At 63.7% G+C, this 20,921-nt stretch carries 17 protein-coding genes; 6 read left to right on the forward strand and 11 right to left on the reverse strand.

The window, feature by feature from the left end:
- The first annotated feature begins 4 nt into the window (after positions 1-4).
- On the forward strand, positions 5-2,395 hold the full coding sequence (locus tag GEV38_RS09235; RefSeq protein ID WP_054573501.1) for a diguanylate cyclase: 2,391 nt from the start codon (positions 5-7) through the stop codon (positions 2,393-2,395).
- A 130-nt stretch (positions 2,396-2,525) separates the two neighbouring features.
- Here GEV38_RS09235 and dacB read toward each other — a convergent pair whose 3' ends face one another.
- The 8 genes from dacB to GEV38_RS09275 all read right to left on the reverse strand — a co-directional run bounded on the left by dacB (position 2,526) and on the right by GEV38_RS09275 (position 11,599).
- Positions 2,526-3,983: a D-alanyl-D-alanine carboxypeptidase/D-alanyl-D-alanine-endopeptidase gene (gene dacB, locus GEV38_RS09240; protein ID WP_015269503.1), complete on the reverse strand. Its 1,458-nt coding sequence runs from the start codon at positions 3,981-3,983 to the stop codon at positions 2,526-2,528.
- Between the two features lie 186 nt (positions 3,984-4,169).
- Positions 4,170-4,514, reverse strand: a complete 345-nt coding sequence (locus GEV38_RS09245) for a YggL family protein (RefSeq protein WP_004376110.1) — start codon at positions 4,512-4,514, stop codon at positions 4,170-4,172.
- A 41-nt stretch (positions 4,515-4,555) separates the two neighbouring features.
- Positions 4,556-8,188, reverse strand: a complete 3,633-nt coding sequence (locus GEV38_RS09250; protein WP_054573500.1) for an ATP-binding protein — start codon at positions 8,186-8,188, stop codon at positions 4,556-4,558.
- An 8-nt stretch (positions 8,189-8,196) separates the two neighbouring features.
- Positions 8,197-8,814: a response regulator transcription factor gene (locus GEV38_RS09255; RefSeq protein WP_015269505.1), complete on the reverse strand. Its 618-nt coding sequence runs from the start codon at positions 8,812-8,814 to the stop codon at positions 8,197-8,199.
- Positions 8,815-9,097: 283 nt separating this feature from the next.
- Positions 9,098-10,429 carry a deoxyguanosinetriphosphate triphosphohydrolase gene (locus GEV38_RS09260; RefSeq protein WP_013971681.1) on the reverse strand — a complete coding sequence of 444 codons (1,332 nt, stop codon included), beginning with the start codon at positions 10,427-10,429 and terminating at the stop codon, positions 9,098-9,100.
- 145 nt (positions 10,430-10,574) lie between these two features.
- A complete protein-coding gene (locus GEV38_RS09265; RefSeq protein ID WP_013971682.1) occupies positions 10,575-10,904 on the reverse strand; it encodes a hypothetical protein in 330 nt (109 codons plus the stop codon).
- Positions 10,901-11,275, reverse strand: coding sequence for a phage holin family protein (locus GEV38_RS09270; protein ID WP_013971683.1), 375 nt, complete (start codon positions 11,273-11,275; stop codon positions 10,901-10,903). The genes GEV38_RS09265 and GEV38_RS09270 overlap by 4 nt, the downstream gene beginning before the upstream one ends.
- Before the next feature lie 9 nt (positions 11,276-11,284).
- Positions 11,285-11,599 carry a YqjD family protein gene (locus GEV38_RS09275; protein WP_013971684.1) on the reverse strand — a complete coding sequence of 105 codons (315 nt, stop codon included), beginning with the start codon at positions 11,597-11,599 and terminating at the stop codon, positions 11,285-11,287.
- A 313-nt stretch (positions 11,600-11,912) separates the two neighbouring features.
- On the opposite strand from GEV38_RS09275, the gene GEV38_RS09280 reads away from it, so the two are divergent.
- From GEV38_RS09280 to GEV38_RS09300, 5 genes are all read left to right on the forward strand, one after another.
- Positions 11,913-13,121, forward strand: coding sequence for an ammonium transporter (locus GEV38_RS09280; RefSeq protein ID WP_015269506.1), 1,209 nt, complete (start codon positions 11,913-11,915; stop codon positions 13,119-13,121).
- Between the two features lie 71 nt (positions 13,122-13,192).
- On the forward strand, positions 13,193-13,432 hold the full coding sequence (locus GEV38_RS09285; protein WP_004376101.1) for a glutaredoxin family protein: 240 nt from the start codon (positions 13,193-13,195) through the stop codon (positions 13,430-13,432).
- A gap of 108 nt (positions 13,433-13,540) precedes the next feature.
- Positions 13,541-13,972, forward strand: a complete 432-nt coding sequence (locus GEV38_RS09290) for a D-Ala-D-Ala carboxypeptidase family metallohydrolase (protein ID WP_015269507.1) — start codon at positions 13,541-13,543, stop codon at positions 13,970-13,972.
- A 65-nt stretch (positions 13,973-14,037) separates the two neighbouring features.
- The gene (locus tag GEV38_RS09295) at positions 14,038-14,346 is read left to right on the forward strand and encodes a hypothetical protein (RefSeq protein ID WP_015269508.1); all 309 of its coding nucleotides are present in this window, start codon (positions 14,038-14,040) and stop codon (positions 14,344-14,346) included.
- A gap of 51 nt (positions 14,347-14,397) precedes the next feature.
- Entirely contained in the window at positions 14,398-15,282 is an 885-nt protein-coding gene (locus GEV38_RS09300; protein ID WP_015269509.1) for a pseudouridine synthase, read from the forward strand.
- Between the two features lie 135 nt (positions 15,283-15,417).
- On the opposite strand, the gene GEV38_RS09305 is transcribed toward GEV38_RS09300, so the two are convergent.
- The 3 genes from GEV38_RS09305 to acnA all read right to left on the reverse strand — a co-directional run bounded on the left by GEV38_RS09305 (position 15,418) and on the right by acnA (position 20,898).
- Entirely contained in the window at positions 15,418-16,983 is a 1,566-nt protein-coding gene (locus GEV38_RS09305) for a PAS domain-containing methyl-accepting chemotaxis protein (protein WP_015269510.1), read from the reverse strand.
- 198 nt (positions 16,984-17,181) lie between these two features.
- The gene (locus tag GEV38_RS09310) at positions 17,182-17,958 is read right to left on the reverse strand and encodes a CPBP family intramembrane glutamic endopeptidase (RefSeq protein ID WP_054573499.1); all 777 of its coding nucleotides are present in this window, start codon (positions 17,956-17,958) and stop codon (positions 17,182-17,184) included.
- A 198-nt stretch (positions 17,959-18,156) separates the two neighbouring features.
- Positions 18,157-20,898 (reverse strand): aconitate hydratase AcnA, encoded by a 2,742-nt coding sequence (gene acnA / locus GEV38_RS09315; protein WP_054573498.1) that lies wholly within the window; start codon positions 20,896-20,898, stop codon positions 18,157-18,159.
- Positions 20,899-20,921 lie beyond the last annotated feature (23 nt).

Raw genomic sequence — 20,921 nt, forward strand, 5'->3', positions numbered from 1 at the left:
GTGTATGTCAAAGGGTGGCGTGCGTGCGCGGTTGCTTGGCCTGTGCACAGAGGCAGTGTCCGCCTGGGCGGTGGCCGTGGTCGCCCTGATCGTGGGTGGCCTGTTGACGGCCGTCCTGGCGTTAGCCACGCAAACCTTCTACAAGCAGCAACTGCGCCAGCGCTTCGAGCTGCTGGCCAGCGAGCGTTTCAGCCGTATCGCCGAGCGGTTTGATGAACAGCAGCAGCGCCTGGACGGGCTGCGGCGGTTTTTCAGCTTTTCCAACGAAATCACCCCACACGAGTTCGACGGCTACGCCCGGCCATTGCTGCAGCGGACCCTGGCCTACGCCTGGGCGCCGCGTGTCGAGGCCGCGCAACGCGCCGAGTTCGAGCGCCAGGCCAGTGTGCATTTCGGCCCGGGCTATGTGATCCGCGACCAGGATGAACAAGGCCAGTGGCACCCATCCCCCCAGCGCGACCATTACTTCCCGGTACTCTATACCCAGTCGGGTGAATTGCCCGGGCTGCCCTATGGTCTGGACCTCGCCGGCCAGGAAGTGCCCTTGGCGGCACTGGCGCGGGCGCTGGGGCCCGGCAGCATGGCGGTGTCCGAGCCACTGCCCATGTTCGATACCAGCTCGGATGCGCGTGGCCTGCTGATGGTGGCGCCAGTGTTTTCCGATGCCAACCCCCGCGGCGCGGCAATGGGCTATGTGATGGCCCTGCTGAGCATGCGTGAACTGGTCAGTGACGGGCGCCCGGTTACGGCAGACGATAACCTGGTGGTGCGTATCGTCGACCCCACCGGGCTGCATGGCCCTGAGGTGATGTTCGATTCACAGAACCCGGTCGCACCTCTGCCGCTGGCCATCAACCAGTTGTTGCACCTGGCTGACCACCACTTCCAGCTGAGTATCCGGCCGAGCCTGGCCTTCGTGCGCGCCAACCGCTCCTCCGCGGTGCTGGCGGTAAGCCTGCTGGGCGGCTTGTTGAGCCTGCTGCTCAGTGTGTTGCTCTACAGCCTGTTCAGCCAGCGCCAGCGCGCCTTGGCCCTGGTAGAGCAGCGTACCGCCGAGCTACGGGTCAGCGAGCAGTCACTGCGTGGTACCCATAACCAACTGCGCAGCGTGCTGGATGCCGCAACCCAGGTGGCGATCATCGCCACCAACCTCAAGGGCTTGGTCAGCACCTTCAACGCCGGTGCCGAGCGCATGCTCGGTTACCCGGCCAGCGAGGCAATCGGCAAGCTGCGCCTGGAGGACCTGGTGTTGCCCGAGGAGTTGAGCCTGCGTGCCCATGCCTTGAGCCTGCGTTTCGGCCGGCCGATTGCAGGTGGCCAGGCCATGTTTGCCGAAACGGTGCAGGAGCATGGTGCCGAGCCGGGGGAGTGGACCTTGTTGCGCGCCGATGGCAGCCAACTGGTGGCCAACATGCTGGTCACCGCCATGCTCGATGAGCAGGGGTTATGGATCGGTTACCTGGCGATCTGCATCGATGTCACTGAACGGCGTCGGGTGCATGAGGCGCTGGCGGCGCGTGACCGCCTTCTGGAAAAACTCAGTGCCGAGGTGCCGGGCGGCATCTACCAGTACCGCCTGGATGGCAACGGCCATTCCTGTTTTCCGTACGCCAGCAAGGGCCTGTACGACATCTACGAAGTCGATCTGCAGCAATTGCGCGAGGATGCCACGGCGGTGTTCGAGCGCATCCACCCGGATGACCTCGAGCGCGTGCGCCGCTCGGTGCGTTACTCGGCCGAACACCTGTCGCCCTGGCGTGAAGAATATCGGGTCTGCCTGCCGCGTGCCGGGCTGCGTTGGGTGCGTGGCGAGGCGACACCGGAGGTGGGCGAGCAGGGCTGCACGTTGTGGCATGGCTACCTGACCGATATCTCCGACCTCAAGGGTGTGGAGGAAGAGTTGCGGGCGCTGTCGGTGACCGATTCGCTGACCGGCATCCATAATCGCCGTTACTTTCAGGAGCGGCTCAAGCTCGAGCTGGAACGGGCCCAGCGCGATGGCCAGGCACTGGCGGTCATCATGCTCGATATCGATCACTTCAAGCGCATCAACGACCATTTTGGCCATGCTGTCGGCGATCGCGTGCTGCGCAGCCTGTGCCTGCGCATCAGCCAGCGTTTGCGCCGTACCGATGTTTTCTGCCGGTTGGGCGGCGAGGAATTCATGGTGCTGTGCCCGGGGAGCGATGCCGAGCAAGCGCGGCTGCTGGCGCTGGAACTGTGGCATGGGGTGCGCAATGTGCCAGTGGAAGGCGTGGGCAGGGTGACCGCGAGTTTTGGTGTGGCGGGTTGGCGACCGGGGGAAGGGGCCGATGCCTTGCTGTTGCGGGCCGATGCAGGCGTGTATGCGGCCAAGCAGGCCGGGCGTGACCGGGTAGAGGGGGAGTTGGCCTGACAGCTTTCAGTTGCCAATGCCGGCCCGTTCGCGGCTAAAGCCGCTCCCACAGGGACATCACAGGTCTTGAACCCTGCACTGTACATGTAGGAGCGGCTTTAGCCGCGAAGAGGCCGGTACCGGCTAACGATCAGTTGGCCGCAGTGCTGCCGGCCAGTTTCGGCTGGCGGTACAGGTCCAGTAGCACCTGGTCGAGCACCTGCGAGGCGCCCCACGGTTTCGGATCGTTGAGGATCGCCGCCACCGCCCAGGTATGGCCGTTGCTGTCGCGGCTGAAGCCGGCAATTGCCCGCACGGTATTCAGCGTGCCAGTCTTGATGTGCCCTTCGCCGGTCATGGCGGTACGCTTCAGGCGCTTGCGCATGGTGCCATCCATACCCACCAGCGGCATCGAGCTCATGAACTCGGCAGCATAAGGGCTCTTCCAGGCAGCCTGCAGCATCGCGGCCATCTCCCGGGTGCTGACCCGTTCGGCACGCGACAGGCCGGAACCGTTTTCCATCACCAGGTGCGGCGCGGTAATGCCCTTCTTCGCCAGCCACTGGCGCACCACGCGCTGGGCGGCGCGGGCGTCGTCACCGTCGGCATCGGTGCGGAACTGCGCGCCAAGGCTCAGGAACAGCTGCTGGGCCATGGTGTTGTTGCTGTACTTGTTGATGTCGCGGATCACTTCCACCAGGTCTGGCGAGAAGGCACGGGCCAGCAGGCGAGCGCCCTTGGGCACGTTCTCGAAGCGGTCGCCACCCTGGATGCTGCCACCCAGCTCGTTCCAGATCGCGCGCACGGCACCGGCGGCGTACGTTTGGTGGTCGAGCAGCGACAGGTAGGTCTGCGAGTTGCAGCCGTCACCCAGCTGGCCGCTGACCGTTACGCTGATGCCATCGGCCTGCTGCACCGGGTTGTAACGCACATCACCCGAGCACTGTTTGGAGGCCACCGCCTTGACCTGGTTGTCGATACGGATGCTGGCAATCGGCGGTTCGACCGCGATGGTGACCTTGCCGCCATCGTTGCGGGCCACGAAGCGCAGGGCCTTGAGGTTGACCAGCAGCGAGTCGGGCTTGACCAGGAACGGCTTGTTCTCATCGCCACCGTCGTCGTTGAACTGCGGCAGGTTGGGCTGCACGAAGTGGCTGCGGTCCAGCACCAGGTCGCCGGTGATGGTGCGCACGCCATTGGCGCGCAGGTCACGCATCAGCAGCCACAGCTTTTCCATGTTCAGTTTCGGGTCGCCGCCACCTTTGAGGTACAGGTTACCGTTGAGTACACCGTTGCTCAGGGTGCCGTCGGTGTAGAACTCGGTTTTCCACTGGAAGGTCGGGCCGAGCAGTTCGAGGGCGGCGTAGGTGGTGACCAGCTTCATGGTCGAGGCCGGGTTGACCGAGACATCGGCATTGAACATGGTCGGTGTGCCGGGGCCGTCAAGCGGCAGCATCACCAGCGACAGGGCAGAATCCTGCAGCTTGTTGGCCTTGAGGGCCTGCTGCACCTTGGCAGGCAGCGTGGTGTTGACGGCGGCGGCCTGGCTGGGCAGGGCGAGTGGCAACAGCAGGCCGGCAAGAACGAGGGGACGAAGCGTTTTGATCATGATCGATAAATACCCTACGGCGAGGGAAAAGGGCATTGGGGCTGTAAGGAATGATGGCCCCAGGGTGAAAGAATACGCATTATGCCCCAAGCGCAGCGACGATGCGCCACGTTCGACGGAAAAGCACCCCCAATAAAAAAGGCCACCCCTGAGGGTGGCCTTTTCAGCGATCGAGCCGGGCCGGTATTACTCGGCCTTGTTGATCGGCTTTTCCGGGTACCAGGCGTCCAGCAGCGGGCTGACCTCGATCTTGGTCAGTTCGCTACGGCCTTTGAGCCAGGCTTCAACGGCTGCACGCTGTTCTTCGCTGACCGAGCCGCGTTTGACCGAGCACACCAGGCCGAAATCGTCACCGCCTACATAGTCCAGGCCATTGGCGTCCATGGCTTCTGCCAGGAACGCGTCGAGGAAAGCATCGATTGCCTGGTCATCCAGATCTTCCTTGAATTCCAGGTTCAGCTCGAAGCCCAATTCCTGAAACTCGTCGACACACAGCTTCTTGCGCAGACGACGGGAGCGGTTTGTGGCCATGAAACAATCCTCTTAGGTAATAACGCCGCGCAGTCTACCAGTTAACACGCCTGGCTGCCTGCCTGTGTGCAGGTACCTGTGGCCAGTTCCCTGGCCAGGGCACGTTCTACCCGGCACATATGCCGCGCCAGTGCCTGGCGCCGCAGGCGTAACTGGGGGGTAGGCAAGCCGCTTGCCTCGAGGGCTTCGCAAGCTTTCATCAGCTCGGGGGCTTCCAGCATCCGCGCGGCACTGAGCACCTTGTGCGCCTGTTCGGCAATGGCATTGCTGTCATGCTGCGGATGCAATGCCATCAAGGTGGCCAGGTCGGCCTGCAGGCTCTGCTGCAACGCCTGCAGGAAACGCTGGCGATCGTTCGGGTCATGCCCGACCACCGTCGCCAGGCCGTCCAGGTTATAGAGCTTGCGGCGCGGTTTCTGCTGGCGGCGTGGGCGGATACTGGCAAGACGCTGGCTGAGCGTGCCCAGGCTGATGGGCTTGAGCAGGCAGTCGTCCATGCCGGCGCTCAGGCACTTGCGGCGTACCTCCGGCTGTGCGTTGGCGGTGTAGCCGAGAATGGTGCAGCGCTGCCGCTTGCCATGGCGTTCCTCGGTACGTACGGCAGTGGCCAGCTGGTAACCGTTCATGTGCGGCATGTTGCAGTCGAGCACCAGCACATCGAAGTCGCCCGCCCGCCAGGTAGCCAGGCCTTCGCGACCGTCTTGGGCGCTGGTGTGCTCAAGCCCCAGGTAGCCAAGCTGCTGTGCCATCAGTTGCAGGTTGGCCGGGTGGTCGTCGATCACCAGCACGCTCAGCCGTGGGTCGGGCACGTCGAGGTTTTCGATCAGCGGGGCCGGCTGCGCTGCTGCGTCAACCCGCTGCAGCGGCATCTTCAGGCGCACCTGGGTGCCGACATCCTCCAGGCTCTTTATGGTCAGGCTGCCGCCCATCATCTCGCACAGGTTGCGACAGATGGCCAGGCCCAGCCCGGTACCTGCACGGGCGCTCTGGCTATGCGGGTTGGCCTGGATGAACGGGTTGAACAGGCGCTGCAGGTCGTCGGCGTGGATACCGATGCCACTGTCGCGCACTTCCAGGTCCAGCACTGCGGGGGTAGTGCTGCCGTCGTCCACCAGGCCGACGCATATGCGCACCTGGCCATGCTCGGTGAACTTGATGGCGTTGCTTACCAGGTTGGACAGGACTTGCTTGAAACGCAGGGGGTCGAGCAGGGCATGGCAGCGGGCGGCCGGTGCGATGATCACCTCCAGGGCCAGGCCTTTCTGCCGGGCCTGGCCCTCGAAAATGCGCCCCACCGACTCGACCAAGGCCGCCAGGTCAACGGCCTCCGGGGCGAGGGACAAATGCCCGGACTCGATGCGCACAATGTCGAGGATATCGCCGATCAGGCCCAGCAGGTCCTTGGCCGAATGGTGGGCCAGCTCCAGCGCACAGCGGTCTACACGGCCTTGGTCGGCGCGCTTGACTGCCAGCTCGAGCATGCCGATGACGGCATTCATCGGGGTGCGGATTTCGTGGCTGATGGTGGCCAGGAACGTGCTTTTGGCGCGGTTCGCATCATCGGCCTGCTGCTTGGCCTGGCGCAGCTCCATGACCAGATGGCGGCGCTCGCTGATGTCGATCCAGCCACCGATGATGCCCTGCACCTCACCCAGTGAGTCGCGGTACGGCAGAATCCAGTGGTAGATGGTCATCTCCCGGCCCTGGATCCGAAGTGGCCGGTCCATGATCAGCGGCGAGCCTTCGGCCATCACCTTCAGATAATCGGCGTGGATCTGCCGGGTCTGCTCGTAATCGGCGAACAGGCTCCCCTCCAGGTTTTTGCCGATGACCTCCTCGGAGCGGGCCTGCACGGCTTCCAGGTAGCTGTAGTTGCAGCTTTGCAGTCGGCCCTCGCGATCACGCACGTACATGGGGTGGGGCGTGCCGTTGAGGAGGGCGCGCATGAACGCCAACTGGTCGTTCAGCGCCCGTTCGGCGCGTTGCCGCTGGCGAATCTGCAGGCGCAGGCGGGCATTCCACAACAAGGCCAGCAGCAACAGCACGGCGGTGCCCAGTACCACCTGTATCGCCAGCCGGCGGTAGCCGTGGTCGTTGCCATCCTCGTGCAGGCTGAAGCCGCGCCAACGGTTGTTGATGACCCCCAGTTCTTCCGGCGAGATGCTCAGCAGCGCCTTGTCGAGGATCGACACCAGCGCTTGTGACGGGGCGCTGGTGGCCATGGCGAAGGTGGCGGGTTCGCTGCCGACGGTGGCCCGGATGACCAGTTCGGGATTGCCAGCCAGGGCGTGGTTGGCGTCGATCAAGGTGGTGATCACCGCATCGACGGCACCACTGTTGAGCAACGCCATGGAATAGAACGAGCTTTCGGTCTCGACCCAGCCGATTTGCGGATAGTGCCGCGACAGCATGGCGTCCATGGCACTGTAGCGGGTAATGGCGATGCGATGACCCTGCAGCTGTTCCAGCGAGGTGAAGGGTTGTTTGTCCTTGCGGCTGACCAGCACATAGGCGCTTTCCAGGTAGGGTTGGCTGATTTGCAGGTCGTCTTCGTTCATCCCGCCGCTGGCCAGTGCGGCAATGACATCGGCGCGGCCATCCTTGAGGCGGGCAATCATGTCGGCAAGGCCGCTGGCGCGCTGCACTTCGAAGCGCAAGCCGGTGCGCAGGCGAAGGAGCTCGAGCAGGTCGGCGGTGATGCCGCGAAAATGCCCCGAGCCGTCGAAATAGGAAACCGGTGCAGCGGTGTCATCGATTGCAACGCGCATCACCGGGTGTTCTTTCAGCCATTGTTCTTCGGTGTCGGTCAGTTGCAGCTTGCGGTCGGTCAGCAGCAGGTCGCTACCAGCACTCCAGCGCTTGAAGATGCTGGCGCGTATGGCCGAGGTCTGTCTGTCCAGGGTGGCGTTCACCAGATCCATCAGGACCCTGTCCTCGCGGCGCAGGGCAAAACCGAAGCCGATGGCCTCGTGCTTGCCGAAACTGGCCATGCGCAGGCGCGGCAGGTGGCCGCGATTGAGCTGGTAGTGGGTGGAAATGGTATCACCGATGAACACGTCGGCCTGGCCGAACGCCACGGCACTCAGGGCCTGGCTGGACGAGCCGAAGGCCAGAAGCTCGGCCTTGGGGTAGGCGCTGTTCACCTCCTGCCGGGGCAGGTAATGGTAGAGCATGCCCAGGCGCATGCCGCCCAGGCCCGTGTCCAGCGCCCGGCTTTCGTCCTCGCGCGTTACCAGCACCGGTTGGTCGATGGCATAGGGGGCCGACAGGGCCAGGCCATCGCTGGCCGCTTCGTAGCCGTTGGAGCTGCCAAGGAGGTCGATATCGCCCTGCCGGAGCGCCTCGACCGCCGCTTGCCGGCTGGAAAAGCGCAGCACCCGCACGGGCAACTGCAGGGCCTTGCCGATCAGGCTTGCGTACTCGGCGGTAAGGCCCTGGTAGTCGCGGCCCCCACTGGTGATGTCGAACGGCGGGTAGTCTGGTGCCGAGGTACCCAGCACCAGTTCCTGACGGCCTTCGAGCCATTGCCGTTGTTCGTCCGTGAGCGCTGGTAATGCCGGCCTGGCCGATGAGCGTGCCAGCAAGGTATAGGATGAAGCCTCGTGATGGGTAGCCTGTGCCACGCCGCTGAACAGGAGCAGGGTGAGCAGTAGGCGAGCGATACTGTGCGCCATGACTACCCTCAGACCAGCGCGTTGCGTTTGGCCATTTCAATCAGATCGACCAGCGTATTGACCTGAAGTTTGTGCATGAGGCGCTTCTTGTAGGTACTGACGGTCTTGCTGCTGAGGAACATGCCCTTGGCAATTTCCTTGTTGCTGCGGCCCTGGGCGAATAGTTGCAGCACCATCAGTTCGCGGTCATTAACCTGACGGAAAAGTTGCAGGTCGGCATCTACCGCCTGGTTATGCTTGATTGCCTGGCTGGGGAAATAGTTGTAACCAGCCAGCACGGCCTTTACTGCACTGAGCAGTTCGCTCAGGTCCTCCTGCTTGCACACATAGCCTGCGGCACCCGAGTGCATGCAGCGTACGGCAAACAATGCGGGAGATTGCGCGGTCAGTACCAGTACCTTCAGGGGCAAGGCCATGGCCTGGAACCGGGCAAGCACCTCCAGCCCGTCCAGTTTGGGGATGCTGATGTCGAGGATGACCAGGTCTGGGGCGGCTTCGCGAATCATCTGCATGGCGTCCACGCCGTTGTCCGACTCGCCGACAATCTTGTAATTCTGGTTTTCCAGCAACATACGAACGGCCAGGCGGATGACGGGATGGTCGTCGACGATAAATATGGAATGCATGTTCAACTTCCCTGCGGGCGATTGAGGGTGACAGGCGGCACCTTATCGCAGTTGAAAGTCATCGGGCATGCGAGGAAGGGCTATTAGCCCTATATGGGAAATGGCTTACAAGATAAAACAATTCGGGCTACGAAATAAGCGCGTTTAATTCATTGTCAAAGCGTGATTGGTAACTTTTCATTTACTTTTATTCGTGACGTTTAACTTGTCGCCAGTATATGTAGGAAGTTTCCCACAATGTGCGGTGCAGCTACGGGCGATGTCCGGGCTGCACCGGCAGGGCTCAGGTCGGGCTGGAGCGCCCGGTCATTTCCCGGGCCATTTCACTGGCATAGCTGTCGGTCATCCCCGCGATGAAGTCGATCATGCGCAGGAAGGCGCTGTGCAGCGAGCCGTGTGGGTCGGGGGCATTGTTGCCGATCAGGTCCAGTACCCGGCGGCTCTTGAACGAGGGCGTGCGTCCACCGTGCTGCTCGAGGGCGGCCCCGCAGAAGGTGTTCAGCAAGATTTCCAGCGTGGTGTAAGCGCCGATCTCGTGCAGGGTCTTGCGCTTGTCCTGGAAGATCTTGTTGCGTGCCATGTCCTTGGCCTGCAGCACGCAGCGCTTGGCCGGGCCGTGCATGTGTTCGACCAGGTCGCCCGCCAGCTGCCCGGCCAGCAAGGCCTGCTGCTGCTCGACGAAGGCACGGGCGGCAGCGTTGGTCAGGTGCTCGATGGCCTTACCGCGCAGGATCGCCAGCTTGCGCCGCCGGGAATCGCCAGGGCCGAGCTGGCGGTAGGTTTCCGGCAGGTCATCGCCGACCAGATCGAGCAGCAGGGCTTCGACTTCGGCGTATTGCAGCAGCTCCATTTCCAGGCCGTCTTCCAGGTCGATCAGCGCGTAGCAGATGTCATCTGCAGCCTCCATCAGGTAGACCAGCGGGTGGCGCGCCCAGCGCTGGTGTTCCAGTTGCGGCAGGCCGAGCTTGCGGGCGATCTGCTCGAGCAGCGGCAGTTCACTCTGGTAACTGCCGAACTTGTGCTTCTTGTAGCCCAGGGCGTCGGCGTGGCGTGCGCTCCACGGGTACTTCAGGTAAGTGCCGAGGGTGGCATAGGTCAGCCGGGTACCGCCGTCGAACTGGTGGTACTCCAGTTGGGTGAGTACGCGAAAGCCTTGGGCGTTACCTTCGAAGTTGAGGAAGTCGGCGCGCTCGTCGTCGCTCATGTCGTCCAGCCAGCCACGCCCGGCCGCCTGCTGGAACCAGTGCCGGATGGCGTCTTCGCCAGAGTGGCCGAACGGTGGGTTGCCGATGTCATGGGCCAGGCAGGCCGACTGCACGATCATCCCCAGGTCGCTGGGGGCGCACCAGTCCGGCAGGCTGTCACGCAGGGTTTCGCCGACGCGCATGCCCAGCGAGCGGCCGACGCAGCTGACTTCCAGCGAGTGGGTCAGGCGTGTATGGATATGGTCGTTGCTCGAAACCGGGTGCACCTGGGTCTTGCGCCCGAGGCGGCGAAAGGCACCGGAGAAGATGATGCGGTCGTGGTCTTTGTGGAAGGGGCTGCGCCCGAGTTCATCGGCGCTGTACAGGGCTTTGCCCAGGCGTTCGCGGGTGAGCAGGGTGTGCCAGTCCAAGGCGCGGTCTCCTGTAGGTCGAAGGCAGCAGCATATCCTGTAGGAGCAGCCTTGTGCTGCGAAGAGGTCCGTTTGATCGATACAAATTCCTTGCCGCTCCCGGCCTCTTCGCAGCACAAGGCTGCTCCTACAAGGATTGCGATGGTCAGGGGCGGCGGCTGCCTTGCAGGTACAGGCGCAGCAACGGCAGCAGGCTGGTGCCCAGGCGCAACAGCCGCGCCAGGTTGCCGCTGCGCACGCCCTTGCCGGTGAGGAAGCCCAGCGCCACCACGGCGCCAATCCCCCACAGCGGCGCATGCTTGATGCCCAGCCCGTCGTGCAGTGAGCTGCCCATGCCGCGCACGCGGCGCAGTGGCTCAAGCAACTGCGCGGACTCGTGGCGGATTTCCTGGCGGTGCATTTCCATGCGCAGGCGCAGCAGCGCCTTGCGCAGTTCCCGCGGGTTACGGGTGTTTGGCAGTTCTGGCAGGCTCATGGCAACAGGCGCTCCCGGTCCTTGGCAAGTTCCTCAAGGGTGGCGCCGAAGGGCGACGACTCGTCGAACACCGCGGCCTTCAGGCGCAAGCCGCAATACAGCGCGGCTATGCCGTAGAACACGCACAGGCCGATGATGCCGGCCAGGCGATAGCTATCCCACAGCAGCACCAGCAACAGCCCGGACAACGCCGTCAGCAGAAGCAGGGCGAACACCAGGGCGAGGCCGGCGAACAGCAGCAGGCTCAAGGTGCGGCCCTTCTGCTCCTGCAATTCGATGCCGAACAGTTCGATGTGGCTGTGCAGCAGCCCCAGGGCAGCCGCCCCCAGGCGTTTGCCCGAGGCGCTGGCGCCGTTGGCGTCGTTCTCCATGGAAACCCCTCAGCGCCGGTTGGCCAGCAGGCCGATCAACAGGCCGACACCAGCGGCAATGCCGATCGCCTGCCACGGTTTTTCCTGCACGTACTGTTCGGCACTGCTCAATGCTGCCTGGCCGCGTTCCCGCACCGAGTCCTGGGTCAGTTGCAGGGTTTCGCGGGCCTGGGTCAGGCGGTCGTGGATCTGTTCACGCAACTCGTCAGCCTGGTCGCCTGCCAGGTTGGCAGTGTCGGCCAGCAGCTTCTCGGTGTCGCGGACCAGTGCCTGGAAGTCAGCCATCAATATCTCTTGTGCAGTCTTTGCCGATTTGCTGGCCATGGGTATCTCCCTGTCGATGAGTGTTGGTAGTTCGAGTAATAGCACGCGCGGAAGGTTCAAGTACCGGCGCTGGTATGGGCCTTGCTAAGGCTTTGCCACGTTGCGGGGCGCCCTGGTCGGGTATTGCGCCGATTCAGGGCGTCAGCGCAGCGGATACCGATAAACCTTAACTCAATCCACGACAAACCCAAGAAAAAACCAAGCAGGCTCCGCCCGGTTCACCGAAACGGGGCAGGGAGCTGGCACCGATTCGGTGCAGGGATGCAGGTTCTTGAACTGTCCTGGTGCCTTTTTCAGCAGGTCTGCCTATTTCATGGAAAACATGCACAGCGCGATGGACTCTCTGGTCCACGGTTCAAACACCCTGTTCATTCTCATGGGCGCCATCCTGGTGCTGGCCATGCATGCCGGCTTCGCGTTTCTCGAAGTGGGCACTGTACGCCACAAGAACCAGGTCAACGCCTTGTCGAAGATTCTCAGCGACTTCGCTATTTCGGCATTGGTGTACTTCTTCATCGGCTACTGGATCGCCTACGGGGTCAGCTTCTTCCAGCCGGCGGCAGCGTTGGCGGCCGACCATGGCTATGCGCTGGTCAAGTGCTTCTTCCTGCTGACCTTCGCTGCGGCGATCCCGGCAATCATCTCCGGGGGCATCGCAGAGCGGGCGCGATTTGTGCCGCAGCTGTGTGCCACGGCATTGATCGTAGCGTTCATCTACCCGTTCTTCGAGGGCGTGGTGTGGAACGGCAACCTGGGCGTCCAGGCCTGGTTGCAGGCACGCTTCGGCGCGCCGTTCCATGATTTTGCCGGCTCGGTGGTGGTGCATGCCATGGGCGGCTGGCTGGCGCTGGCGGCGGTGTTGCTGCTGGGCGCGCGCCGTGGGCGCTACCGCGATGGCCGGTTGGTGGCGTTTGCCCCGTCGAGCATTCCCTTTTTGGCATTGGGGTCGTGGATCCTGATCATCGGCTGGTTCGGCTTCAACGTCATGAGTGCCCAGACCCTGCAAGGTGTCAGCGGCCTGGTGGCGATCAACTCGCTGATGGCCATGGTCGGTGGCACCCTGTCGGCCTTGCTGGCCGGGCGTAACGACCCGGGCTTCCTGCATAACGGGCCGCTGGCCGGGCTGGTGGCGGTTTGTGCCGGTTCCGACCTGATGCACCCGATTGGTGCGCTGGCCACCGGCCTGGTGGCGGGGGCGCTGTTCGTCTGGACCTTCACCGCGGCGCAGAACCGCTGGAAGATCGACGATGTGCTGGGTGTGTGGCCGTTGCATGGCCTGTGCGGCGTATGGGGTGGCATGGCCTGCGGCATCTTCGGCCAGGAGGTGCTGGGTGGCATGGGCGGTGTCAGCCTGGTCAGCCAATTGCTGGGCAGCCTGATGGGCGTGGTGGTGGCATTGGCCGGCGGTTTTGCCGTGTATGGTGCAATCCGCGCGCTGCATGGGCTGCGCTTGAGCCATGAGCAGGAGTTCCAGGGCGCGGACCTGTCGCTACACCGTATCGGCGCCACCAGCCAGGATTGAGCCAGGTCAGGTGCACTGTGGGCAGGACGGACCTAGAATAGGTTTCTCTCTGCCAAAGCGGACTTGCCCCCATGCTGCCTGAATGCCAACTGTTCGGCACCCTCGGCTGCCACCTGTGTGAAGTGGCCGAGGCCGTGCTGATGCCCTTCGTCGATCATGGCCTGCTGGTGGAACTGGTCGACATTGCCGAGAACGAAACTCTGTTCGAACGCTATGGCCTGATCATTCCGGTGCTGCGCCGTTGTGACAACGGCGCCGAGCTGCACTGGCCGTTCGATGCCGAACAGGTGGTGGCGTTTCTCGCGCAGTAATTGCGCAAGGGGAGGTCTGTCCCTGCTCCATGGGGTGTGCAGCGTTGTGATGATCCGCTGCCGGCACGTTGAGGCCGGCATCCTTCACCGGTCATCAGGAATCCAGCCATGCGCATTACCCCCCATTTCACCCTCGATGAAATGACTGTTTCGCAGCTCGCCGCCAGGGAAGGGCTCGACAACAATCCTCCAGCCGAGGCGCGTGCCAACCTGCAGTTGCTGTGCAATGCACTGGAGCAGGTGCGCGCGCTGTTCGGCGCACCGGTCATCGTCAGCAGTGGCTATCGCAGCCCCGCAGTCAACCAGCGTATTGGCGGGACGCTGACGAGCAAGCATCTGCAGGGGCTGGCGGCTGATTTCACGGTGATTGAAGTGACCCCGCGCGAGGTTGTGCGACGGATCAGCGAAAGCACCATCCCCTTCGACCAGCTGATCCTCGAATTCGATGACTGGGTGCACCTGGCCGTGTCGCGCGGCGTCCCTCGGCGCCAGGTGTTGACCATCCGTAAAGGCACCGGCTATCTGCCGGGCCTGCAATGAAGCGCATTGACGGCGGCAAGGGGATATTCGTATGCTGTATATAAATACAGTGTCGAGGTGAAGCCATGCTCAATGTCGAGCAACTCAAGTACAGCGTCAACCGCATGCCTGTCGAGCGGGTGGCCGACGCTGTTCTGGAACTGCGCCTCGAAGGCCTGGTGACCGACGACCGCACGCCGTTCGGCAAGGTCCACTTCAATACCTGCTTCGCCGAGATCGAGGCCCTGTTCCAGCGTGCCGGCTATCACCGCGGGCTGGATGTGGTGGGGTATCAGGGGTTGCTGTATGCCCTCTACGACCCTGGGCGCTGGGAGCCGGTGCAGGTGTTGCGCTGGCTGAGGGATCGCTGCGAGGCCATTGCCCAGGCTGGTTGAGGGCGCGGGCTTGGGGGATAATGCGCGGCCGTGAACGTTTCGAGCCCTGCCATGACCACGCCTTTCGACCCCGCCCGCCAGCAAGCCAGCACGGTGTGCCTGCCCCCCGGTAACTGGGCGACGGTGCTCGACTGCCTGTGTGACCATTTCAAGGCCATCGACCGCGCCCAGTGGCTCGATCGTTTTGCCCGTGGCCGGGTGCTTGATGCCGAAGGGCGGGCGGTTTCCGCCGAACTGCCTTACAAGCGCGGTATGCGATTGCACTACTTCCGTGAGGTGCCGAACGAGCGGCCGATCCCGGTGCAGGAGGCCATACTGCATGTGGATGAGCACCTGGTGGTAGCCGACAAGCCGCATTTCCTGCCTGTGACGCCGACTGGTGAATACGTCGAACAGACCTTGCTGCGCCGCCTGATCCGCCGCCTGGGCAACCCGCATCTGGTGCCGTTGCACCGTATCGACCGGCATACCGCCGGGCTTGTGCTGTTTTCCGCCAACCCGCAGAGCCGCAGTGCCTACCAGCGGCTGTTCCCCGAACGACGCATCGACAAGCGCTACCAGGCAATTGCGGCGGCCATGCCGCAGCACGATTTCCCGCTGGTGCACAAAAGTCGCCTGGTACATGGCGAGCCGTTTTTCCGCATGCACGAGGTAGAGGGGGAGGCCAACAGCGAAACCCTGGCCGAAGTGCTGGAGAAGAATGGCGAGCTCTGGCGTTATGGGCTGTCGCCGGTAACTGGCAAGACCCATCAGTTGCGCGTGCACATGGCGGCGCTGGGGGCGGGGATCTGCAATGACCCGTTCTATCCGCAGCTTCTCAACGACGAGGACGACTACCAGCGGCCGCTGAAGTTGCTGGCGCAGAGCCTGCGCTTTGCAGACCCGCTGAGCGGGGAAGAACGCTACTTCGAGAGCTGTTTGCAGCTGGATTGGTAGTCTGGACGGGGTCGTTGTAGGAGCGGCCTTGTGTCGCGATGGGCCGCGAAGCGGCCCCGGCATTTTTTGCATCACCGCTGAACTCCAGGGGCCGCTTCGCGGCCCATCGCGACACAAGGCCGCTCCTACAGGGCCCTAGCGGTTGAACCGCTCCACCAGCGAGTACTGGGTACCCGCCGTACTGGTCAGCTCTTCGCTGAGCAGCGCCGAGTGCTGGGCCTGTTCGGCAGTCTGGTCGGCCAGGTCGGCGATGGTGCTGATGTTGCGGCTGATCTCGTCAGCCACTGCAGTCTGCTCTTCGGTCGCTGCAGCAATCTGGGTGGCCATGTCGGTGATGTTGGCCACCGCTTCACTGATACCCACCAGCGCCTCGTCGGCCTGCATCACACGGTCGACGCCTTCCTGCGCCTGGCGATGGCCGGTTTCCATGGTCAGTACGGCATTGCTGGCGGTTTGTTGCAGCTTGGCGATCAGGCCGTGGATCTGCCCGGTGGATTCGGCAGTGCGCTGGGCCAGCTGGCGCACTTCGTCGGCCACCACGGCAAAGCCTCGGCCCATTTCACCGGCACGTGCCGCTTCGATCGCCGCGTTCAGCGCCAGCAGGTTAGTCTGGTCGGCGATGCCCTTGATCACATCGACCACGCCACCAATCTCGTCGCTGTCCTTGGCCAGTTGCGTCACCGTCTGGCCGGTTTCGCCCACCGCCGCCGACAGGCGCTCGATGGCCTCGCGGGTTTCACCGGCAATCTGACGGCCCTGGCTGGTCAGGCGGTTGGCTTCCTGGGTGGCATCGGCGGTGCGCTGCACGTGGTTGGCCACTTCCTGGGTGGTGGCGGCCATCTGGTTGACCGCAGCGGCAACCTGCTCGGTCTCCACTCGCTGGCGCTCCAGGCCCGAAGAGCTCTTGTGCGCAAGCGCGTCAGACTGGCGCGCCTGTTCGCTGAGGTGTTCGGCGCTGTCCTGCAGGCGGGTCAGGCAGGTTTTCATGCGCGCGTCCTGGCTGAGCATGGCCATTTCCAGGCGCGCCTGCACGCCCCGGCTGTCGGTGTACATCTGCGCGATCAGCGGGTCGGAGGTGGTTTGCTCGGCCAGGCGCAGCAGGCGCTTGAGGCCACGTTGCTGCCAGCTCAGGCCCAGCAGGCCCAGCGGTACGGAAAGCCCGGCAGCCAGGGCGAAGCCCCAGGAATGGCCCAGCCAGTTGCCGATCAGGAAGCCCACCTGGCTGATCAGGATGAACGGCAACCAGTCCTGCAGCACCGGCAGCCACTTGTCCCGGCGTGGTACCGGCGGCTTGCCCTGGTTGATGCGCTGGTACAGCGCCTCGGCGCGGCGGACCTGCTCGGCGGTAGGCTTGACCCGCACCGACTCGAAGCCGACTACCTGGTTGTTGTCGAAGATCGGCGTGACATAGGCGTTGACCCAGTAGTGGTCGCCGGACTTGCAGCGGTTCTTGACGATACCCATCCACGGCTGGCCCTGCTTGAGGGTTTGCCACATGTGGGCAAACACCGCTGGCGGTACGTCGGGGTGGCGCACCAGGTTGTGCGGCGCACCGGTCAGTTCTTCGCGGGTGAAACCACTGATCTCGATGAAGGCATCGTTGCAGTAAGTGATCACACCTTTGGCATTGGTGGTGGAGATCAACCGCTGCTGGGCAGGGAAAGTCCGTTCTCTCTGGGTAATCGGCTGGTTGTTACGCATGGGTTGATAGTCCGCAGGGCTTTCGACTGGTATCGGCAAGCCGCTGGTTTTATTGAATGAATAATTAATGTGCTTGACCTGTGGCAACTGGCCATCAGTCGATCTGGGTTAGCCAACGAGCACGTTCAAGCAATTTAGCGTCATTATTTCGTTTTTACTGCTGTTTCATGACGGATAAGTCGAATGATGACCGAATGGCTAGCCAAGAGCCAGCATCGGATAGCTGAACAGGGTGAAATGCACCAGGTTCAGGCCAAAATGGCAGAGCACCGCCGCCGCCACGCCGCCCCAGCGGTACGCCAGGCCGTAGCCGATACCGGCAAGGGTGGCCAGGTACATCCATTGCCAGCCGGCCCCCAGGTGTGCCAGGCCGAACAGCAAGGCGGCGGCGAACAATGCCAGCCCTTGGTGGCGCAGCAGCCGTTGCAGGCCGGCCTGGATGTAACCGCGGAACAACAGTTCTTCGGTCAGGCTTACCAGCAGCAGGTTGTTCAGCAGCCATAGCCAGGCCTGGTCGGGCCATTTCGGGGCCCAGCCCAGCATGCCCATTGCCCAGGCGCCTCCCAGGCAGGCAAGCAGGGTCAGGGGCAGGGCGTACAGCAGGCTGGTCGCCAGGCCCTGGCTACGCCACAGGAACAACCAAGGGCAGGCCAGCAGCAGCCAGGCGCCGATCAGCGGTTTGTCCAGGTTCAGGTACATCGTGAAGGGCAGGGCGCCAGGGCTGAGGACAACGCCGTCGATGACCTTGGCAGCGTTGAAGCCGGGCAGCCAGTGCAATGCCAGGGCGATGGCCAGTAGGATGAACAACGTGTGGCCGAGGGCTTGTTGCCAGCGCTGGGGGCGGCGAGCGAGCAGGGCGCTGGCAAGCAGGGCGAGAAAGGTGGGCAAGGTGGTGATGCCGAGGTTGCCGTGGCTCAGGGCGAGGGTGTAGCCGAGCGCCAGCAGAAGCAGGGTGAACAGGTTGGAACGGGGCACGAGTAGTCCTTCTCGGGTAAGCAGAAACGGGCCGCTACGCGTCGCTTGTAGGAGCGGCCTTGTGTCGCGATGGGCCGCATGGCGGCCCCAGATTTCAGCTCCGCCGCCGCTATCGAGCGGGGCCGCTGCGCGCCCCATCGCGACACAAGGCCGCTCCTACAGGCGATGGGCTGCACAGCAGCCCCAAGCATACGCGCCTCAACCAGCAATCAGCTGGCGCAACACATAATGCAATATCCCCCCTGCCTTGAAGTATTCCACTTCATTCACAGTATCGATCCGGCACAGCACCTCGATCTGCTCGTGCTGCCCATCCTCGCGGGTGATGCGCAAGGGCAAGCTCATGCCCGGGCGGATCTGTGTACCGTTCAAGCCCAGCACATCGATCTTCTCCTTGCCGGTCAGCCCTAGCTGCTTGCGGTTGTGCCCGGCCTTGAATTGCAGCGGCAGTACGCCCATGCCTACCAGGTTGGAGCGGTGAATGCGCTCGAAGCTTTCCGCCAGTACCGCTTTGACCCCCAGCAGGTTGGTACCTTTGGCGGCCCAGTCGCGGCTCGAGCCGGTGCCGTATTCCTGGCCGGCGATCACCACCAGCGGCGTGCCTTCCTGCTGGTAGCGCATCGCCGCGTCGTAGATCGACAGCTTCTCGCCACTGGGCACGTGCAGGGTGTTGCCACCTTCTTCGCCCGCCAGCATTTCGTTGCGGATGCGGATGTTGGCGAAGGTGCCGCGCATCATCACTTCATGGTTGCCACGCCGTGAGCCGTAGGAGTTGAAGTCGTGGGGCTCCACGCCCTGCTCACGCAGGTAGCGCCCGGCCGGGCTGTCGGCCTTGATGTTGCCAGCTGGGGAAATGTGGTCGGTGGTCACCGAGTCACCCAGTAGTGCCAGGATCCGCGCACCCTGGATGTCGGTGACCTGCGGGGGTGGCCCGCCGATGTCGTCGAAGAACGGCGGATGCTGGATATAGGTAGAATCGGCCTGCCAAACGTAGGTGGCCGCCTGCGGTACCTCGATGGCCTGCCACTGTGCATCGCCGGCGAACACTTCGGCGTATTCCTTGTGGAACATCGCCGTGTCTACCTTGGCCACGGCAGCGGCAATTTCCTGCTGGCTGGGCCAGATGTCACGCAGGTACACCGGTTGACCATCCTTGCCAGTGCCCAGAGGGTCGCGGGTCAGGTCCAGGCGTACGCTGCCGGCCAGGGCATAGGCCACCACCAGTGGCGGCGAGGCCAGCCAGTTGGTCTTGACCAGCGGATGCACACGGCCTTCGAAGTTGCGGTTACCCGACAACACAGAAGCCACCGTGAGGTCGGCGCTGCCGATGGCTTTTTCGATCGCTTCATCCAGCGGGCCGGAGTTGCCGATGCAGGTTGTGCAGCCATAGCCGACCAGGTCGAACCCCAATTGGTCCAGATAGGTGGTTAGCCCGGCGGCCTTGAAGTAGTCGGTGACCACCTTGGAGCCCGGCGCCAGCGAGCTCTTGACCCAGGGTTTGCGTTGCAGGCCTTTTTCCAGGGCCTTTTTCGCCACCAGCCCGGCGGCCATCATCACGCTGGGGTTGGAAGTGTTGGTACACGAGGTGATCGCGGCAATCACCACGGCGCCATCGCGCAGGGTGTGGGTCTGGCCTTGATGGCTGTAGTCGATCTCCCCGGCCTGGTCGGCGTTGCCCACCGCCACGCCGCCGCCACCTTCGCTTTCCAGGCGGCTGACCTCTTTGGCCAGCGGTTTGGGTTGCAGTTCGATGAAGTGGTCGAAGGCCTGGCTGACCTGGCCCAGGGCTACCCGGTCCTGCGGCCGCTTGGGCCCTGCCAGGCTGGCCTCGACCTCATGCATGTCCAGCGCCAGGCTGTCGCTGAACAGTGGCTCCTGGCCGGGCAGCCGCCACAGGCCCTGGGCTTTGCAGTACTGCTCGACCAGTTGCACGGTCGCCTCGGGGCGGCCGGACAGGCGCAGGTAGTCCAGGGTCACCTGGTCGACCGGGAAGAAGCCGCAGGTGGCGCCGTATTCCGGGGCCATGTTGGCGATGGTCGCACGGTCGGCCAAGGGCAGCTCGGCCAGGCCATCACCATAGAACTCGACGAACTTGCCCACCACGCCCTTCTTGCGCAGCATCTGGGTCACCGTCAGCACCAGGTCGGTGGCGGTGATGCCTTCGTCCAGCTTGCCGGTCAGCTTGAAGCCGATCACTTCGGGGATCAGCATCGACACCGGCTGGCCGAGCATCGCCGCCTCCGCTTCGATGCCGCCCACGCCCCAGCCGAGCACGCCCAGGCCATTGATCATGGTGGTATGCGAATCGGTACCGACCAGGGTGTCGGGGAAGGCGTAGGTGCGGCCATCGGCTTCACGGGTCCAGACGGTGCGGCCGAGGTATTCGAGGTTGACCTGGTGGCAGATGCCGGTGCCTGGCGGTACCACGCGGAAGTTGTCGAAGGCGCTCTGGCCCCAGCGCAGGAAGGCATAGCGCTCGCCGTTGCGCTGCATTTCGATGTCGACGTTCTCGCTGAAGGCCTGCGGCGTGCCGTAGCGGTCGACCATCACTGAATGGTCGATCACCAGGTCCACGGGAGACAGCGGGTTGATCCGCTGCGGGTCGCCGCCGGCCTTGGCCATGGCTGCGCGCATGGCGGCCAGGTCGACCACGGCCGGCACACCGGTGAAGTCCTGCATCAGCACCCGCGCCGGGCGGTACTGGATCTCGCGGTCGGAGCGTCGCTCACCCAGCCATTGGGCGAGGGCGCGCAGGTCGTCGCCGGTGACGGTCTTGCCGTCTTCCCAGCGCAGCAGGTTTTCCAGCAGCACCTTCAGCGACATGGGCAGGCGCTGCAGGTCGCCCAGTTGGCGGGCGGCTTCGGTGAGGCTGAAGTAGTGGTAGGTCTTGTCGCCGACCTGTAGGGATTTGAGGGTATTCAGGCTATCGAGCGAGGGCATTGCCAACTCCTTCTGCGCCGGTG

This window comes from Pseudomonas sp. 13159349, assembly GCF_013305685.1.
Classification (GTDB): domain Bacteria; phylum Pseudomonadota; class Gammaproteobacteria; order Pseudomonadales; family Pseudomonadaceae; genus Aquipseudomonas; species Aquipseudomonas asiatica.

What these genes read in the sequence shown, in the direction of transcription:
- GEV38_RS09235 (WP_054573501.1), top strand. Translation starts at nt 5, where the DNA reads ATGTCAAAGGGTGGCGTGCGTGCGCGGTTGCTTGGCCTGTGCACAGAG.
- dacB (WP_015269503.1), bottom strand. Translation starts at nt 3,983, where the DNA reads ATGATCAAAACGCTTCGTCCCCTCGTTCTTGCCGGCCTGCTGTTGCCA.
- GEV38_RS09245 (WP_004376110.1), bottom strand. Translation starts at nt 4,514, where the DNA reads ATGGCCACAAACCGCTCCCGTCGTCTGCGCAAGAAGCTGTGTGTCGAC.
- GEV38_RS09250 (WP_054573500.1), bottom strand. Translation starts at nt 8,188, where the DNA reads ATGGCGCACAGTATCGCTCGCCTACTGCTCACCCTGCTCCTGTTCAGC.
- GEV38_RS09255 (WP_015269505.1), bottom strand. Translation starts at nt 8,814, where the DNA reads ATGCATTCCATATTTATCGTCGACGACCATCCCGTCATCCGCCTGGCC.
- GEV38_RS09265 (WP_013971682.1), bottom strand. Translation starts at nt 10,904, where the DNA reads ATGAGCCTGCCAGAACTGCCAAACACCCGTAACCCGCGGGAACTGCGC.
- GEV38_RS09270 (WP_013971683.1), bottom strand. Translation starts at nt 11,275, where the DNA reads ATGGAGAACGACGCCAACGGCGCCAGCGCCTCGGGCAAACGCCTGGGG.
- GEV38_RS09275 (WP_013971684.1), bottom strand. Translation starts at nt 11,599, where the DNA reads ATGGCCAGCAAATCGGCAAAGACTGCACAAGAGATATTGATGGCTGAC.
- GEV38_RS09280 (WP_015269506.1), top strand. Translation starts at nt 11,913, where the DNA reads ATGGAAAACATGCACAGCGCGATGGACTCTCTGGTCCACGGTTCAAAC.
- GEV38_RS09285 (WP_004376101.1), top strand. Translation starts at nt 13,193, where the DNA reads ATGCTGCCTGAATGCCAACTGTTCGGCACCCTCGGCTGCCACCTGTGT.
- GEV38_RS09290 (WP_015269507.1), top strand. Translation starts at nt 13,541, where the DNA reads ATGCGCATTACCCCCCATTTCACCCTCGATGAAATGACTGTTTCGCAG.
- GEV38_RS09295 (WP_015269508.1), top strand. Translation starts at nt 14,038, where the DNA reads ATGCTCAATGTCGAGCAACTCAAGTACAGCGTCAACCGCATGCCTGTC.
- GEV38_RS09300 (WP_015269509.1), top strand. Translation starts at nt 14,398, where the DNA reads ATGACCACGCCTTTCGACCCCGCCCGCCAGCAAGCCAGCACGGTGTGC.
- GEV38_RS09305 (WP_015269510.1), bottom strand. Translation starts at nt 16,983, where the DNA reads ATGCGTAACAACCAGCCGATTACCCAGAGAGAACGGACTTTCCCTGCC.
- acnA (WP_054573498.1), bottom strand. Translation starts at nt 20,898, where the DNA reads ATGCCCTCGCTCGATAGCCTGAATACCCTCAAATCCCTACAGGTCGGC.